General features: G+C 68.9%; 12 protein-coding genes and 2 pseudogenes. 7 read left to right on the top strand and 7 right to left on the bottom strand.

Going from position 1 to position 15673, the window contains the following annotated elements; all coding sequences use genetic code 11:
* Window positions 1-73: 73 nt before the first annotated feature.
* The gene (locus tag PKO50_RS30375; RefSeq protein WP_109934375.1) at window positions 74-355 is read left to right on the top strand and encodes a DUF2218 domain-containing protein; all 282 of its coding nucleotides are present in this window, start codon (window positions 74-76) and stop codon (window positions 353-355) included.
* A gap of 40 nt (window positions 356-395) precedes the next feature.
* On the opposite strand, the gene PKO50_RS30370 is transcribed toward PKO50_RS30375, so the two are convergent.
* The 3 genes from PKO50_RS30370 to PKO50_RS30360 form a co-directional block, all read right to left on the bottom strand.
* Window positions 396-1127 (bottom strand): RcnB family protein, encoded by a 732-nt coding sequence (locus PKO50_RS30370; RefSeq protein WP_275628083.1) that lies wholly within the window; start codon window positions 1125-1127, stop codon window positions 396-398.
* 258 nt (window positions 1128-1385) lie between these two features.
* Window positions 1386-1667 carry a type II toxin-antitoxin system RelE/ParE family toxin gene (locus PKO50_RS30365; protein WP_089392789.1) on the bottom strand — a complete coding sequence of 94 codons (282 nt, stop codon included), beginning with the start codon at window positions 1665-1667 and terminating at the stop codon, window positions 1386-1388.
* Window positions 1664-1891, bottom strand: coding sequence for a CopG family ribbon-helix-helix protein (locus PKO50_RS30360; RefSeq protein WP_089392790.1), 228 nt, complete (start codon window positions 1889-1891; stop codon window positions 1664-1666). The genes PKO50_RS30365 and PKO50_RS30360 overlap by 4 nt, the downstream gene beginning before the upstream one ends.
* A gap of 282 nt (window positions 1892-2173) precedes the next feature.
* On the opposite strand from PKO50_RS30360, the gene speB reads away from it, so the two are divergent.
* From speB to PKO50_RS30340, 4 genes and pseudogenes are all read left to right on the top strand, one after another.
* On the top strand, window positions 2174-3130 hold the full coding sequence (gene speB / locus PKO50_RS30355; RefSeq protein ID WP_275628082.1) for an agmatinase: 957 nt from the start codon (window positions 2174-2176) through the stop codon (window positions 3128-3130).
* Window positions 3131-3204: 74 nt separating this feature from the next.
* Window positions 3205-4131 carry a LysR family transcriptional regulator gene (locus tag PKO50_RS30350; RefSeq protein WP_275628081.1) on the top strand — a complete coding sequence of 309 codons (927 nt, stop codon included), beginning with the start codon at window positions 3205-3207 and terminating at the stop codon, window positions 4129-4131.
* Window positions 4128-4858, top strand: a pseudogene (locus tag PKO50_RS30345) (phytanoyl-CoA dioxygenase family protein). Before PKO50_RS30350 ends, PKO50_RS30345 begins: the two are co-directional and overlap by 4 nt.
* Window positions 4859-4869: 11 nt before the next feature.
* Window positions 4870-5271 (top strand): GFA family protein, encoded by a 402-nt coding sequence (locus tag PKO50_RS30340; protein ID WP_275628080.1) that lies wholly within the window; start codon window positions 4870-4872, stop codon window positions 5269-5271.
* A 422-nt stretch (window positions 5272-5693) separates the two neighbouring features.
* On the opposite strand, the gene PKO50_RS30335 is transcribed toward PKO50_RS30340, so the two are convergent.
* From PKO50_RS30335 to PKO50_RS30320, 4 genes and pseudogenes are all read right to left on the bottom strand, one after another.
* A complete protein-coding gene (locus PKO50_RS30335) occupies window positions 5694-8660 on the bottom strand; it encodes an autotransporter outer membrane beta-barrel domain-containing protein (protein WP_275628079.1) in 2967 nt (988 codons plus the stop codon).
* A 117-nt stretch (window positions 8661-8777) separates the two neighbouring features.
* Window positions 8778-9617 (bottom strand): thioesterase family protein, encoded by an 840-nt coding sequence (locus tag PKO50_RS30330; protein WP_275628078.1) that lies wholly within the window; start codon window positions 9615-9617, stop codon window positions 8778-8780.
* 73 nt (window positions 9618-9690) lie between these two features.
* Window positions 9691-10719, bottom strand: a complete 1029-nt coding sequence (locus PKO50_RS30325) for a DUF5924 family protein (protein WP_109934367.1) — start codon at window positions 10717-10719, stop codon at window positions 9691-9693.
* Between the two features lie 412 nt (window positions 10720-11131).
* A pseudogene (locus PKO50_RS30320) lies at window positions 11132-12066 on the bottom strand (LysR family transcriptional regulator).
* Between the two features lie 285 nt (window positions 12067-12351).
* Here PKO50_RS30320 and PKO50_RS30315 point away from each other — a divergent pair.
* Complete coding sequence (locus tag PKO50_RS30315; protein ID WP_275628077.1) at window positions 12352-13842, top strand: aldehyde dehydrogenase; 1491 nt, start codon at window positions 12352-12354, stop codon at window positions 13840-13842.
* Window positions 13843-14003: 161 nt separating this feature from the next.
* Window positions 14004-15386 (top strand): aspartate aminotransferase family protein, encoded by a 1383-nt coding sequence (locus PKO50_RS30310; protein WP_275628076.1) that lies wholly within the window; start codon window positions 14004-14006, stop codon window positions 15384-15386.
* The last annotated feature ends 287 nt before the right edge of the window (window positions 15387-15673 follow it).

The following is a 15673-nucleotide window of genomic DNA, read 5'->3' as shown; positions in this document are numbered from 1 at the left end:
AGGCACGATAGCCGGTTTTTCCCGGGCTTTCTCCTGCCTAGCATGCGAAGGCTCTGAAAGAAGAGGATGAACGATGCCGACTTCCCGTGCCGACGTGCCCACCCCCGATGGCGCCCGCTACCTCAAGCGCCTGTGCAACCATTTCGCCCACAAGCTGCCGGTGGAACTGAGCGAGGACAGCGGCGTGCTGAGCTTCGAGTTCGGCACCTGCCGGCTGAAGGCCGACGCCGCCGCCCTGCATCTGCAGGCCGAGGCCGAAGACGCCGAACGCCTGGCGCGGGTGCAGCAGGTGGTGGTCAGCCACCTCGACCGCTTCGCCTGGAAGGAAGGCCAACTGCCGGTGAACTGGAGCTGAGCCCCCTGCCCTTTTCCTTTGCCGCCGTGGCCGGCGCGGTTCAGCGCTGGCCGCTGAGAATCTGCTGGATCAGGCCGCTGGCCAGTTCGATCAGCAGGTAGTTCCCGTCCACTTCCTGCCACTGGTAGCCATAGGCCGGCGGCGGCAGCTGGCGGCTACGCCAGTCCTCCACGTAGTAGCGCTGCGCGCGGTATTCCGGCGGCAGGTACTGGCCGGTCTGCCAGTGCCGGCGCTCGGCCTCCTGGCGGCGCATGGCGTCTTCCCATTCGCGTTGCCGCTGCTCCTGCTGGCGGCGTTGCGCCTCTTCCCACTGGCGCTGGCGCTCATCGGCCTGGCGGCGCTGTTCATCCTGCCACTGGCGGTCGCGCTCGGCCTGCTGGCGTTGTTCTTCCTGCCAGCGCCGCTGCTGTTCCTGCTGGCGGCGCTGGGCTTCCTGGCGCAGCTGTTGCTCGGCCTGGCGGCGCTGTTCGTCGCGCTGGCGCTGGAACTCCTGTTGCTGGCGCTGCCGGTCCTCCATCTGCCGACGTTGCTGCTCGGCCATCTGCCGCTGCTGTTCCTGCTGCTGGCGTTGCTGCTCCTGCTGGCGGCGCTGCTGTTCCTCGTTCTGCCGGCGCTGTTGCTCGGCCATCTGGCGTTGCTGTTCCTGTTGCTGGCGCTGTTGCTCCTGCCATTGCTGCTGTTGCTGGGCGTCGTTGGCGTTCCAGGCGAAGGCCGCGCCGACGGGCAGCAGCAGGCCCAGGCAGAGGGCGCGGAGGGAGGCTGTGTTGGGCATGGTCGGGTCGTCGGGCAGGGCGGCGAAATGGCCGGGAAAGTCAGGAAAGTGGACAGGGAAATGCCGGGAAAAGTTCCGAACTCGAAAAATTCGTCGCTACATGAAAAGACGATTTATCAGAGTTCGGTCGTAACTAGATCGATTTTGAGATTTATGGTCATAAACAGACCAAATTACCTTGTGTGATGCATTTGATCTATTTTTGTACAAACCAAATAAGTCAATACTTTGAAATATTTTGTAACCGTGTGGACACTTTTACCCCGGGTTATCCACAGAATCGATGCGCAAAATTTGTACATCCCGGCCCTTCACCCTGTAGGCGGCCTGGTAGGGCCAGCGTTCGAGGGGCAATTCGCGCACGCCGGGTACTTCGCTGGGCCGGCCGACGCTGCTCAGGCTGAGGTCGGCCAGCGCCTTCACCTGGCCGACCATGTCCTGGACGGCCTTCAGCGCCTTCTCCGGGCCGATCAGTACCACGTAGTGGTCGTACAGGCCGTCCAGGTCGGCCGCCGCCTTGTGCGTCCACTGCAGGCTCATGCCAGCCCCCACTTGGCTTCTATCTCCGCGTGCGGCAGCAGGTGCCCGGCGTTGGCGTCGGCCAGGCCCTCGTCGATGGCCGCCACGTGCCAGCTCTGGCGTTCCAGGTACTGCGCCAGGGCCTGGCGCAGGTGGTAGGGGCGGTCCCGGTGGGTGGCCCGGGCCAGCTGGTCCAGGGCCCTGGCCAGGGCGTCATCGGCGCGGAAGGAGATTACGGTGGTCAATTTCTGAGCAGTCCGTTTACGCTGTATACAGTGTTTACAACGATAACATACGTATACGAATCAGGCACTTGGCGGTGCCGAAAAGATCGCGGCGGGGCAGGGGAGGCAAACCGGAGGAGGCTGCGCCGCGGTTTCGCCAGAATTGGGCTGAAACGCCCGGGTGGCGCGGCCTGCAAGGCACTTTCGCGGCGGCGCAAGTCGAGTTGCCGCATCCGGGATTTGCCGCCGCCACGGGGTGGTCCAGGCTAGCCGGACAGCCCTTCCCGACCAGGAGACGACCCCGTGCCCCATGACTTCCCGCAACCGGTGGACGCCGCCGAGGTCCCGCGCTTCGCCGGCATCCCCAGCTTCATGCGCCTGCCGATCTTCGAGGACCCGGCCCAGGTGGACATCGCCCTGGTCGGCGTGCCCTGGGATGGCGGCACCACCAACCGCGCCGGCGCCCGCCATGGCCCGCGCGAGGTGCGCAACCAGTCGAGCCTGATGCGCAAGGTGCACCACGTCAGCCGCATCGCGCCCTACGACCTGGTGCGCGTCGGCGACCTGGGCGACGCCCCGGTGAACCCCATCGACCTGCTCGACGCGCTCAAGCGCATCGAGGGCTTCTACCGGCGAATCCACGCCGCCGGCGCGGTGCCGCTGTCGGTGGGCGGCGACCACCTGGTGACGCTGCCGATCTTCCGCGCCCTGGCCGCCGAGCGGCCGATCGGCATGGTCCACTTCGACGCCCATTCCGACACCAACGACCGCTACTTCGGCGACAACCCCTACACCCACGGCACGCCGTTCCGCCGCGCCATCGAGGAGGGCCTGCTGGACCCGCGGCGCACCGTGCAGATCGGCATCCGCGGCTCGGTGTACTCGGCGGACGACGAGGCTTTCGCCAAGGAATGCGGCATCCGTGTCATCCACATGGAAGAGTTCGTCGCGCTGGGCGTCGAGGCGACACTCGCCGAGGCGCGCCGGGTGGTGGGTGACGGGCCGACCTACGTCAGCTTCGACGTCGACGTGCTCGACCCGGCCTTCGCCCCCGGCACCGGCACCCCGGAGATCGGCGGCATGACCACGCTGCAGGCGCAGCACATGGTCCGCGGCCTGCAGGGCCTGAACCTGGTCGGTGCGGACGTGGTGGAAGTTTCGCCGCCGTTCGACCTGGGCGGCGCCACCGCGCTGGTCGGCGCGACCATGATGTTCGAGCTGCTGTGCATCCTCGCCGACGCCCTCGCGCAACGCCGCTGACCGCCGCGGGGGTTCACGCGGCGGCGCCCGCGGGGCTATAACGAAGACCTGCGCCCGCCGCCGCGAGAACCCTCATGCTCGGCAACCTTTCCGACATCGACCTGCGCCTGCTGCGCACCTTCTGCGCCATCGTCGAGGCCGGCGGCTTCACCGCCGCCCAGGTGCGCCTGAACACCAGCCTGTCGCGCCTGAGCGTGCTGGTGCGCGACCTCGAGCTGCGCCTGGGCTATTCGCTGTGCCGCCGCGGCAGCAGCGGCTTCCAGCTCACCGAGGAGGGGCAGGAACTGTACGACGCGGCCCAGGGCCTGTTCGTCGACATCGAGCGTTTTCGCGAGCAGGTCACCGGTCTTGGCGGGCGCGACCGCGAGACCCTGTACCTGGGCTGCGTCGACGGCGTGGTCGGGCAGCATTGCTGGCCGTTGCCGTTGGCCATCCGCCTGTTCCGCCAGGACAACCCCGGCGTGCGCCTGAACCTGCACACCCAGCGCCCGGACGAGTTGGAGAACGCCGTGCTGGAGGAGGGCCTGCAACTGGCCATCGGCGCCTTCCACCATCGCCTGTCCGGGCTGCGCTACCAGCTGCTGTTCAGCGAAGAGCAGAACCTCTACTGCGCCCCCGGCCACCCGTTCTTCGCCCGCGCCGACGACGAGCCGGGCCTGGAGGCGATCTGCGCCGCCGACTACGTCGGCCGCGGCTACATGGCCGAGAGCCGGCGCCCCCACGGCCTGGTGTTCAATCGCACGACCACCGCCTACAGCATGGAGGCCATCGCCAACCTGGTGTTCAGCGGTACCTTCATCGGCTACCTGCCGACGCCCTACGCCGCCGCCTGGGCCGCCGAGGGGCGCTTGCGGGCGATCCGCCCGGCGCAGCTGGCCTACCACTCGGAATTCCACTGCGTGACGCGCCAGGGCGCCGAGCCCGGCGAAGCCCTGGGCGCCTTCCTCGCCGCCCTGGAGCGGGCCCAGGCGCAGTTGGGCAGGGGAGGGCTGGAAGCATGAACGCGCTGCACGCCTTGCACGAGGATGGCTTCGTACTGCTGCCCGGCCTGCTGGAGGCCGTGCAGGTCGCCGAGGTGCGCGGGCTGATCGACGGACTGCGGCCGATCCACTGGGACTACGAGGGCCTGGTGGACCACTACAAGTGCGTGTTCAACCGCTCGCCGCGCTGGCTGGCGTACCTCGACCCCCAGGGCTGATCGAGGTGGCCGAGGCGGCCCTGGGCGAGGACTGCCACGTCATTGGCCAGACCGCCTGGCGCTGCCACCCCGGCTTCATCGGCAGCGACATGCACCTGGACCACCTGCCGCTGCGCCTGCCGGAGGCGCTGCTGCTGGGCGGCTTCGAGCTGCCGATGTTCATCTGCACGGCGCAGGTCTACCTCGACGACATAGACCATGAACTCTGCCCGACCTGGGTGATTCCCGGCAGTCACCGCGCCGGCCGCGCGCCGCGCCCGGACGAGCGCAGCTGGCGGGGCAGGGCGACCGAGCCGGTGCTGTGCCGCGCCGGCGACTGCCTGTTGTTCCGCAGCGAGCTGTGGCATTCCGGCAGCCGCAACCTGAGCCAGCGCACGCGCTACCTGTTGCAGGTGCACTATGGCCGGCGCATGGTGGCGCAGAAGTTCTCGCCCTATCTCGACTGGCGCTTCGACCCCGAAGTGCTGGCCGCCTGCACACCCCGCCAGCGCCGCCTGCTGGGCGACCACGAGGCAGCGGAATACGACTGAGGAACCCGGCCATGAGCCAGACCCACCAGGGGGGCTGCCACTGCGGCGCCCTGCGCTACGAATTCACCGCCGAGCTGGACGACGTCGGCCACTGCCACTGCTCCATCTGCCGGCGCAGCAGCGGCGGCATCGTGGTCACCTGGGCGACGGTGCCGCGTAGTAGCTTTCGTTGGTTGAAGGGGGAGCCGGCCTGCTATGTGTCGAGTCCGGGCAATCGGCGGTTGTTCTGTGGGAACTGTGGGGCGCAGGTGGTGTTCGAGACGGAGCGGACGCCGGAAACGTTGGATGTGACTGTGGCGACCTTTGATCATCCGGAGGTGGCGCCGCCGCAAAGGCATGTTTGGGTGAAGAGCCGGGTGCCTTGGTTGCATCTGGATGAGCAGTTGCCGGGGGAGGATGAGGAGGTTTTGTAGGGGCGAGCTAGCCGGCGGTTCTTGTGCGCTGGATCGGTTCCGTACCCTCTCCCCAGCCCTCTCCCTGAAGGGAGAGGGGGCCTGTCCGTGCCGAGAGGAGGAATGGTTTCAGCCGGAAACCTTCAGCGCTGCCGGCTGACTCAGGAATACCCACGCACTCCGAACGGTCCCCTCTCCCTTCAGGGAGAGGGTTAGGGAGAGGGCGCTCTTCAGCTCAAGCACCCGAGCCCAGCCGGTAGACCCTTTACCAGCCGTAGGGCGTACAACCGTTCGCGGTTGTACGCCGCTACACCAGACTTGTCTCTAACTCCGAGGCTGACCTGGGCGACGGCCGAAGTTCACCCCAGGTCGACCCTGGCTCGTGGCTGGGCCAAGGTGAAACGGCGTATAACCGCGAACGGTTATACGCCCTACGCGGCGTTTCAGAACACCATCTGCCACTGCGCAACCAGCGCATGGTTCTGCGCCTGGCTGCCTTTCTCGCCGCTGTAGGCCAGGCCGATGCTGTGGCGGGCCGAGAGGCCCAGGTCCAGGCCCAGGTCCAGCAGCAGGCTGTTGCGGTCCAGCGCGGTGCCCTGGACGCTGAAGGCGCCGCCGCCGGCGAGGAAGGCCTGGCGGGTGCTGCTGTCCAGGTCGCCGTAGGTGTGGCGCCAGCCCAGGCCCAGGCGTGGGGTCAGGCTCATGCCGTTGTCCAGGCTGGCGAGCCAGGCCGTGCGCACGCCGAGGGTGCTGCTGAAGTTGTGCTGGCTTTGCTCGTCCACGTGCAGGGCCGCGGCGCCGCCTTTCTCGTCGTAGGCATCGCGCTTGTAGTATTGGTAGCCGAGGTTGGCGTAGGGCTCGGCGCTCAGGCGGCCTTCGCCGAGCTGGTAGCCGGCCTCGGCGAAGGCCTGCCAGCCGTGGGCGTCGTAGTTGCCCCTGGGGCGGTCGCTGAAGCCGTCGAACTCGACGCGGCGCTTGCTCTCGCCGTCGTGGCTGCTGTAGGCCGCGCCCAGGCGCAGGGCCAGCGGGCCGTCCTGGCGTAGGGCGTAGGTGCCCAGGTGCCAGCTGTCGATGTCGCCGGCAGTGCCGCCCTGGCCGTCGAGGTCGGTGTGCGAGTAGCCGCCCAGCACGCCCAGGCGCCAGTGGCCGTCCACTGCCCAGTCGGCGCCCAGCAGGGTGCCGCCGGTGTTCTGGTCGAGGTCGCCGCTGCCGTGTTCGCCGTCGAGCTGGCCGTGGCTGCCGATGCCTTGCAGCCAGAGGCGGCCGGCGGCGTTGGGGTCGTTCAGGTTGCGCGCTTCGCTGGGCACGCCAAGGGCGGCCAGCTGCGGGGTATCGCGGTCGTCGCTGGCCACCAGCAGGCCGCCGCCGAGCTGGCGCAGGGCGCCGAGCATGGCGCTGCCCACCGCCTGGCTGCCGGCCAGGGTGGCGGCGGCCAGGTTGGCGTTGCTGGCGCCGGCCAGCTGTTCCACGGCGCGGCCGGCGTTGCCGGCGTCGCTGGTGATCAGCGCGTCGTACAGGGTACCCAGGCCCTGGCCCTGCAGGGCGTTGGCGGCGGCGCGGCCGTTGCCGCTGCTGGCCAGGTCGGCGAACTGCACGTCGTTGCGCGTCAGCTGCAGGTCCACGCTGTTGGTGCCGTAGCTGAGGCTCGGGGTGAGGAAGGCGAAGTTGCTGCTGACCTCGGCGAAGCGGCCGTCGACGCCGCCGTTGGCGTTCAGCACCTGGTAGCTGCTCTGCCAGGGGTAGTTGCCGGGGCCGGCCTGCAGGGCCAGGCGCGCGCCGTCCAGGGTTGCGTGGCCGTCCACCTGCAGGGTGGCATGGCTGCCGTCGGCCTCCACGCCGTAGGCCAGGGTCGAACCGCTGCGCAGCGCCAGGTCGCCGGTCACCTGGGCGGCACCTTGTTGCGGGTTGGCCAGCAGGGTGCCGCTGACGTCCAGGCCGCCGACGCTGCCGCTGCCGGCGTAGCTGGCGCCGCTGTCCACCTGCAGGCTGCCGGCGATGCCACCCTGGTTGGTCAGCCGGGCGCCGGCGAAGACCTCGCCGCCTTCGCTGAAGTCGCCGGCGCCAGTGAGGGTCCAGGCGCCCTGGCGCACTTCCAGGCGCTCGAAGCCGCGGCTCTGGCCGAAGCTGCCGCCGCGGGCGTCGTCGAAGGCCACCAGGTCCCGGCCATCGCCGCCGTCCACCAGGCCTTCGAAGCGGCTGCCGGCGAGCAGGGTGAGGCTGTCGTCGCCGCCGCCCAACTCCAGGGCGATGCCGTTGCCGCCGTGGATGAGGCCGTCGTTGATGACGTTGTCGGCGAAGTCGCCCACCAGGGTCACGCCGGTAGAGGCGAGGCCTTCGATGGTGCCGTGGTTCTCCAGGGTGGTGGCGCCGTAGCCGCTGCCGGCGGAGCCGTCGTCCACCAGGATGCCGCGGCTGGCACCGCTGATCAGGGCACCGGCGCCGTTGTAGACGCTACCGCCGCCCATGGCGATGCCCTCGCTGCCGTTGGGCTGACCACCCTTGTCGACGCCTGCCGCGCCCGAGCCTTCGATGATCCCGTGGTTCTCGATGTGGCCGATCAGGTCGATGTCCACGCCATCGCCGTCGCCATCGGGCACCAGGCCGTTGTAGGCGCCGGTGATGCGCCCGTAGTTGGTGACGGTGCCGTTGCCGTCGGAGCCGTAGCCCGAGCCGTTGCGGCCGATGATGACGCCGTCGGCGTAGTTGACCAGGGTGGCGCCGACGTCGGTGGTGATGCCGTGGCGGCCGCCGGAGATCAGCCCGTGGTTCTCCACGGTGCCACCCTCGGCGTCCTGGAAGTCGATGCCGTCGTTCTTGGCGTCGGCGTCGATCATGTCGCCGCTGCTGATCTCGCCGTAGTTGCTGATGGTGGCGTTGGCGCCGGGGCGGATGCCGTCGTTGGCGTCGCCGTGGATCACCCCGCCGGCGCGGTTGACGATGGTCACCGGCACGCCGCTGCGCAGGTCGTCGAAGTCCACTGCCTGGCCGCCGCCGGTGGAGCGGATGGTGCCGGCGTTGTCCAGCAGCAGGCTGCCGTTGTCGAAGCCGTCCTTCACCCGCACCGCGTCGTCGGTGGCGCTGATGCCGGCACCGGCGCGGTTGTAGATCTGGTAGTCGCGGGTGGTGGCGGTGTTGCCCGAGCTTTCGATGGCGCGGCCGGCGGTGGCGGTGATCTGCCCGCTGTTGTCGACCACCACGCCCGTGCCGCTGGTGGCGTCCTTCAGGGCGACGGTCTTGTCGCTGGCCGTGATGCTGCCGCTGCTGGTGACCTGCAGGCTGGTCTGGCCGGACAGGGTCTGCTTGCTGGTGCTGGGCGTGCTGATGACGATGGGGCCGGCGGGCGCGGCGTGGGCGCCGGCGCTGAAGACGAGGGCGATGCTGAACGCCAGCGGGGAAGGCTTGAACGACATGGCGACGACCTTTTTTCTTCTGGAAGTGGCCGTCGTTTATAGCGATGCAATCTTACGTTTTTGTAACCATGCTGGCTTTTTGCCAAGGCCGGGCGCCGCGGCGCCCGGCCCCTGCCGTCACTGCTTGTAGTAGACGATCTGGTTGCTGGTGGCGAGCAGCTCGCCGGCCTCGCTCCACAGCTCCGCGGCCTGGTCGAAGTAGCCGTTGCGGAAGGCCTGGCCGCGGGCCTCGCCGAGCAGGTAGCCGCTGCCGACTTCGGCCAGTTGCGCGGCGTCGGTGTGGAAGTAGGTGGTGATCGACACGGTGCCCGCCGGCACCGGGGTGGCGCGGCGCAGCCAGACGCGCGGGTAGAAGATGTCGCTCATCGCCGCCAGGGCCGGGAAGTCCAGCGCCCGCGCCCGGGCGTCGCGCAGCCAGAGGCGGGTGCGGCTGTGCTCGCCGCTGCCGTCCCAGGTGCTGGGGAAGGCGCCGTCGATGGCGCGCATCTCGTACTGCTGCACCCAGGCCACGCCCTTGCCGCTGGTGTTCAGCGGCGGCGTCTGCGCCGGCGCCTCGGCCTGCGGGCGCACCAGGTCCAGCTCGCTCCAGGTCTCGCGGCGCAGGGCGGTGACCGCGGTGCCGGTGGTGGAGACCTGTTCCACGCCGTCGGCGTCGACCTGGCTCAGCTGCAGCAGCCAGTGCTGGGTGGAGCGGTTGGTGCGGATCGGCGTGGCGCGCACGGCGAAGGCGCCGGCCTCGATGGCGGCGGCGAAGTTCACCGTCAGCGCGATGGGCGCGCCGAGCAGCCGCGGGTGGCGCAGCACGGCCTGCAGCAGGGTGGCGGCGGTGATGCCGCCGAAGGGGCCGACCATGTTCCAGTAGTCGTCGCTGGTGTGGCCGTGGAACAGGTCGGCGTCGCCGGCATCGGCCTCCAGGGCCAGGGCGCGGTCGAAGGGGTGCAGGGCGGAATCGGTCATGCTCGGTGCTCTCGGCGCGGGTATCCGGTCCTTTTAGGGGAGCGGCCCGGGCGCGGTCAAGCGAACCGGGCGGTCAGGGCGTGACCTCGAAGCGCAGGGTGCCGATCACCTGGCCGACCTCGGTGAGCACCTGCACCTGCCAGCGCCCGACCGGGTCGCCGGGGAAGTTCTGCTTGTGCGTCCAGGCGCGGTAGCCGGCCTCGCGGCCGCCGTGGATGTCCAGGGCGATGCGGTCGACTTCCTGGCCGTTGTGCCGCCACACGTGGAAGATGCGCTCGTCCAGGCCGCGCGGGGCGCTGATGGCGGTGTAGGCGTAGAGGCCCTGGCTGCGGATCTGCGCGGCGCTGACCTGCTCGACGCTGTCGCCGGGGGTGCGCTGGCTGTTGTCGAACTGCTCGGTGACCGCCATTTCCGCCAGCCACAGGGTGGAGGGCGGCACCCAGGCGCGGCCGAACCAGCCGACCACGCCGATGCACAGGGTCAGGCCGAGCAGGGCGAACCAGCGCCACCACTTGTGGATGCCCACCGACACCACCAGGCTGGGGAAGGACAGCGCCACGGCGATGCCCAGCGCCCAGCGGTAGCTTTCCGGGGTGCTCAGCTGGAGGATCAGCGGCAGCGCGGTGAGCAGCACGGCGAACAGCGTCAGGGTGTGGTAGCCGAGGAAGGTCCAGCGCCGCGGCGCCAGCCACTTGTAGTAGACCGGGTCGGTGATGGCGATCAGCCCGGCCAGCCCCAGGGCGCCGGTGAACAGGGCCTGGCCGCTGTTCCAGGTGGTGGTGACGAAGAAGAACGGCAGGACGAAGAACAGGCTTTCCTGGTGGATCAGCTGGGTCGCGTAGCGCAGCAGCCCCGGCGGCACCGACCAGCCGAAGCGCTCCTTGAAGCGCTGGGTGAGCAGGTTCTCCAGCATCAGCCAGAGCCAGCTGATCAGCATGACGATGGCCATGACGCGGGCGAAGCCGGCGCGGTGGCGGTCGACCATCATGAAGCTGAACAGCCCCGAGCAGAAGCCGAACAGGGCGATCAGCCGCGGGTAGCGTTCCAGGATCGAGAGGGCCAGCGCCACCAGGCGCTGCACGCGGGTTTTCAACACAAGCATGACGAGGGGCCGAAGCCGGACAACGGAAAAGGCCGGGGATTGTAGCGCTTGTGCCGGCCGCGGGGCAGCGGTGCTGGACAGAGGGTAGGGGCCGGCGGCTCTTCGTAGGAGCGAGCTTGCTCGCGAATGAGCCCCGCAACGGAATCTGTTCGCGAGCAAGCTCGCTCCTACGAGAAGCCATGCCTGCAACGTAGGACCTTGTCCGCGATAGCCGGAGGTTCCGGCGCGATTCGCGGATGAGATCCGCTCCTACGCCGCCTCACCCACGCCATTCCCCTGTAGGAGCGCGCCCTGCGCGCGAATCGCGGGCAGGGCCCGCTCCTACAAGGGTTGGCATTCAGCCCCGTAGGATGGGTTGAACTTGCGAAACCCATGCGGTCGTGGCGATGGGTATCGCTCCGCTCAACCCATCCTACGAAGGCTTGTGTGCGGGCTCTGACACCACCCCGCCGCTCAGTTCCTCGCGGGCATAGTCGACGAACAGCCGCGCCGGCTTGGTCAACTGCGCGCGCTTGAGCCAGGCGGCCACCAGGCCGGAGGCGCTGACGTCCTCGGCAATGTTCACCATCACCACTTTCTTGCCGTCGTAGGTGCATTCCGAATGCGGCCGGGTGACCAGCACCGAGAAGCCGAAGCCCTGGCCGACCATGCCGCGCACCATCTCGATGGAGGGCGAGCTGAAGGCGATGTTCGGCGTCAGCCCCAGTTCCTCGAAGATGCTCACGAAGTAGGTGCGGCTGGGCTGCACGTCGAGCAGGATCATCGGCTCCAGCGCCAGGTCGCGCAGCGACACCTGGGCCTGGTGGGCGAAGCGGTGGTCGGCCGGGAGCAGGGCGTAGGGGCGCTGCGCCGGCATCAGCGGCTCGGTCTCGATGGTGCCGTCGAGGTCGTGGCGGTACAGCAGGGCCAGGTCGAAGCGCCCGGAGGTCAGGCCCTGCACCAGTTCCTGCTGCTCGCCGTCGCGGATGCGGATCTCCACCCCGGGTAGCGCTCGCGGAAGCCGGCGATCAGCCGCGGTAGGTACAGTGGCGCCACCGTCTCGAAGCAGGCCAGGTCGATCTGTCCGGCCACCACGTCGTTGTCGGCCAGGGCGTTCTGCTCGAACTCGTGGGCCATGCGCAGCAGTTCCTGGGCCTTGCGGTAGAAGCGCGCGCCGCTGGGGGTGAGGGACACGCCCTGGGCGTGGTGGCGGATGAACAGCTGCACGCCGAAGCTCTCCTCAAGGCCCTTGATCGCCGTGGAGATAGACGGCTGGGCGATGTAGAGCTTGCGCGAGGCCTCGGCCACGCTGCCGCACTCCACGGTGGTCACGAAATACTTCAGTTGCCGCAAGGTATAGGAAGCCACTGCAAGACCTCTATGGCGCGGCTTCGCCGGTGGCGTGCGCGCTCTCGTTGTGTCATCGGTTCATCGGGAAGCAAGGTTCGGGCCCGCCGGCATGCGCCAGTGGGCGTCGAAGCGCCTCCAGGTGCCGCACCATAACCCAGCATGGCGCACTTTGCCGGTGCGCGCCTGCCCAGCTTTTTCATATACCCCGAAGACATATTTAATATTTTTCCTCCGCCGGGGCATGCGCGACCATCAGGGCACCACAGAACAAAACAATAATTGCTCGTGAGCAGGAGTGCCCTGGTGTATCAACTCAGCGACTGGCAGCAGCGTGCAGCCCGCCAGACCTTCATCGACGCCGCCCTGATCGATGGCCGCCGCGTGGCCGCCGCCGACGGCGCCACCTTCGCTTCCATCGACCCGGCCACCAACCGCCTGCTGGCCAACGTCGCCGCCTGCGGCGCGGCCGAAGTCGACGCCGCCGTGCGCAGCGCCCGCCGCGCCTTCGAGCAGGGCCCCTGGGCGCGCATGGCGCCGCGCGAGCGCAAGGCCGTGCTGCTGAAGCTGGCCGAGCTGATGCTGGCCCACCGCGACGAGCTGGCCCTGCTGGACTCGCTGAACATGGGCAAGCCGGTGATGGACGCCTGGAACATCGACGTGCCCGGCGCCGCCGGCGTCTTCTCCTGGTACGCCGAGGCCCTGGACAAGCTCTACGACCAGGTCGCCCCCACCGCGCCCAGCGCCCTGGCCACCATCACCCGCGCACCCCTGGGCGTGATCGGCGCCGTGGTGCCGTGGAACTTCCCCCTCGACATGGCCGCCTGGAAGCTGGCCCCGGCCCTGGCCGCCGGCAACTCGGTGGTGCTCAAGCCGGCCGAGCAGTCGCCGTTCTCCGCCCTGCGCCTGGCCGAGCTGGCCCTGGAGGCCGGCCTGCCCGAGGGCGTGCTGAACGTGGTGCCGGGCCTCGGCGAGCAGGCCGGCAAGGCCCTGGGCCTCCACCCGGACGTGGACTGCCTGGTGTTCACCGGCTCCACCGAAGTGGGCAAGTACTTCATGCAGTATTCCGCCCAGTCCAACCTCAAGCAGGTGTGGCTGGAGTGTGGCGGCAAGAGCCCGAACCTCGTGTTCGCCGATTGCCGCGACCTCGATCTTGCGGCTGAAAAAGCGGCATTCGGCATTTTCTTCAACCAGGGCGAGGTCTGCTCGGCCAACTCGCGGCTGCTGGTGGAGCGCTCCATCCACGACGAATTCGTCGAGCGCCTGATCGCCAAGGCCCGCGACTGGGCCCCGGGCGACCCGCTGGACCCGGCCAGCCACGCCGGCGCCATCGTCGACGCCAGGCAGACCGCGAGCATCCTGCGCTTCATCGAGGAAACCCGCGGCTCCAGCGCCACCCTGGCCTGCGGCGGCCGCCAGCTGAGCTTCAACGGCTCGGGCAACTTCATCGAGCCGACCATCTTCACGAATGTCGACCCGCAGCAGCGCCTGGCCCGCGAGGAAGTCTTCGGCCCGGTGCTGGCGGTGACCGCCTTCGACAGCGAGGACGAGGCCTTGCGCCTGGCCAATGACAGCCCCTTCGGCCTGGCCGCCTCGGTCTGGAGCGACGACCTCAACCGCGCCCACCGCGTGGCCGGCCGGCTGAACGTCGGCACCGTGTCGGTGAATACCGTGGATGCCCTGGACCCGGCGATCCCCTTCGGCGGCGGCAAGCAGTCCGGCTTCGGCCGCGACCTGTCGCTGCATTCGTTCGACAAGTACACCCAGCTGAAAACCACCTGGTTCCAGCTGCGCTGAGGGCAGGCGCAGGGCCGGCGGCGCACCGCCGGCCCGTTCTGCCCCAGCGAACCGCTCGAGACGGCCGGTGAGACTGCCCAGGTAAGTCCGTCGCCCTCGATCCCCTGCCAACCCCTCAGGCCGGCTGCCGGAGCACCGCCGAGGGAACTAGGAGAAAGTCGATGACCGACAACCGCAATGCGCAACGCGAGACCTGCGACTACCAGGCGGCCGACGCGGCCCACCACATCCACGCCTTCCTCGACCAGAAGGCGCTGAACGCCGAAGGCCCGCGGGTGATGGTGCGCGGCGAGGGCCTGTACCTGTGGGACAACGACGGCAACCGCTACCTGGACGGCATGTCCGGCCTGTGGTGCACCCAGCTCGGCTACGGCCGCAAGGACCTGACCGCCGCGGCCAGCGCGCAGATGGACCAGCTGCCGTACTACAACATGTTCTTCCACACCACCCACCCGGCGGTGATCGAGCTGTCCGAGCTGCTCTTCAGCCTGCTGCCGGGCCACTACAGCCACGCCATCTACACCAACTCCGGCTCCGAATCCAACGAGGTGCTGATCCGCACCGTGCGCCGCTACTGGCAGATCCTCGGCAAGCCGCAGAAGAAGATCATGATCGGCCGCTGGAACGGCTACCACGGCTCGACCCTGGCGGCCACCGCGCTGGGTGGCATGAAGTTCATGCACGAGATGGGCGGCATGATCCCGGACATCGCCCACATCGACGAGCCCTACTGGTTCGCCAACGGCGGCGACCTCACCCCCGGGGAATTCGGCCGCCGCTGCGCGCAGCAGTTGGAGGACAAGATCCTCGAACTGGGCGCCGAGAACGTCGCCGGCTTCATCGCCGAGCCCTTCCAGGGCGCCGGCGGCATGATCTTCCCGCCGGAAAGCTACTGGCCGGAAATCCAGCGCATCTGCCGCAAGTACGACGTGCTGCTGTGCGCCGACGAAGTGATCGGCGGCTTCGGCCGCACCGGCGAATGGATGGCCCACCAGCACTTCGGCTTCGAGCCGGACACCCTGTCCATCGCCAAGGGCCTGACCAGCGGCTACATCCCCATGGGCGGCCTGGTGCTGAGCAAGCGCATCGCCGAGGTGCTGGTGGAGCAGGGCGGCGTGTTCGCCCACGGCCTGACCTATTCCGGCCACCCGGTGGCGGCGGCGGTGGCCGTGGCCAACCTCAAGGCGCTGCGCGACGAGGGCATCGTCACCCAGGTCAAGAACGACACCGGCCCCTACCTGCAGCAGTGCCTGCGCGAGGTGTTCGGCAACCACCCGCTGATCGGCGAGATCCAGGGCGCCGGCCTGGTGGCGGCGCTGCAGTTCGTGCAGGACAAGGCCACCCGCAAGCGCTTCGACAACGAGAACGACCTGGCCTGGCGCTGCCGCACCATCGGCTTCGAGGAAGGCGTGATCATCCGCTCCACCCTCGGCCGCATGATCATGGCCCCGGCCCTGGTGGCCGGCCGCGCCGAGCTGGACGAGCTGGTGGACAAGACGCGCATCGCGGTGGACCGCACCGCGAAGGAGATCGGCGTGCTTTAAGGCACGACCTGTAGGCGCGAGCTTGCTCGCGAAGGGCCGGAAAGGCTCCTCTCCCTAGGCCCGAGCTGCCGGTAAGCACCGATCCAGCCGGCGGCTCCGAACAGCTCCCTCTCCCTTCGGAGCGGGGCGCGCAGCCAGGGCGGGGGGAGAGGGAATCCATCTTGCGCCGGACTTCGCGAGCAAGCCCGCTCCTACGAAAAACGAACAACAACAACGCCGCGGGCCCACGCAGGCCCGTGCCGTGGAACCTTTTTGCCGCCCGTTCGGCAACTGCCCAGCAATCCAAA

It is taken from the genome of Pseudomonas sp. 273, assembly GCF_029201425.1.
In the GTDB taxonomy this organism is placed as follows: Bacteria; Pseudomonadota; Gammaproteobacteria; order Pseudomonadales; family Pseudomonadaceae; genus Pseudomonas; species Pseudomonas delhiensis.
Note: the sequence above shows the minus strand (reverse complement) of the source record. Positions and strands in the feature narration are given on the sequence as shown.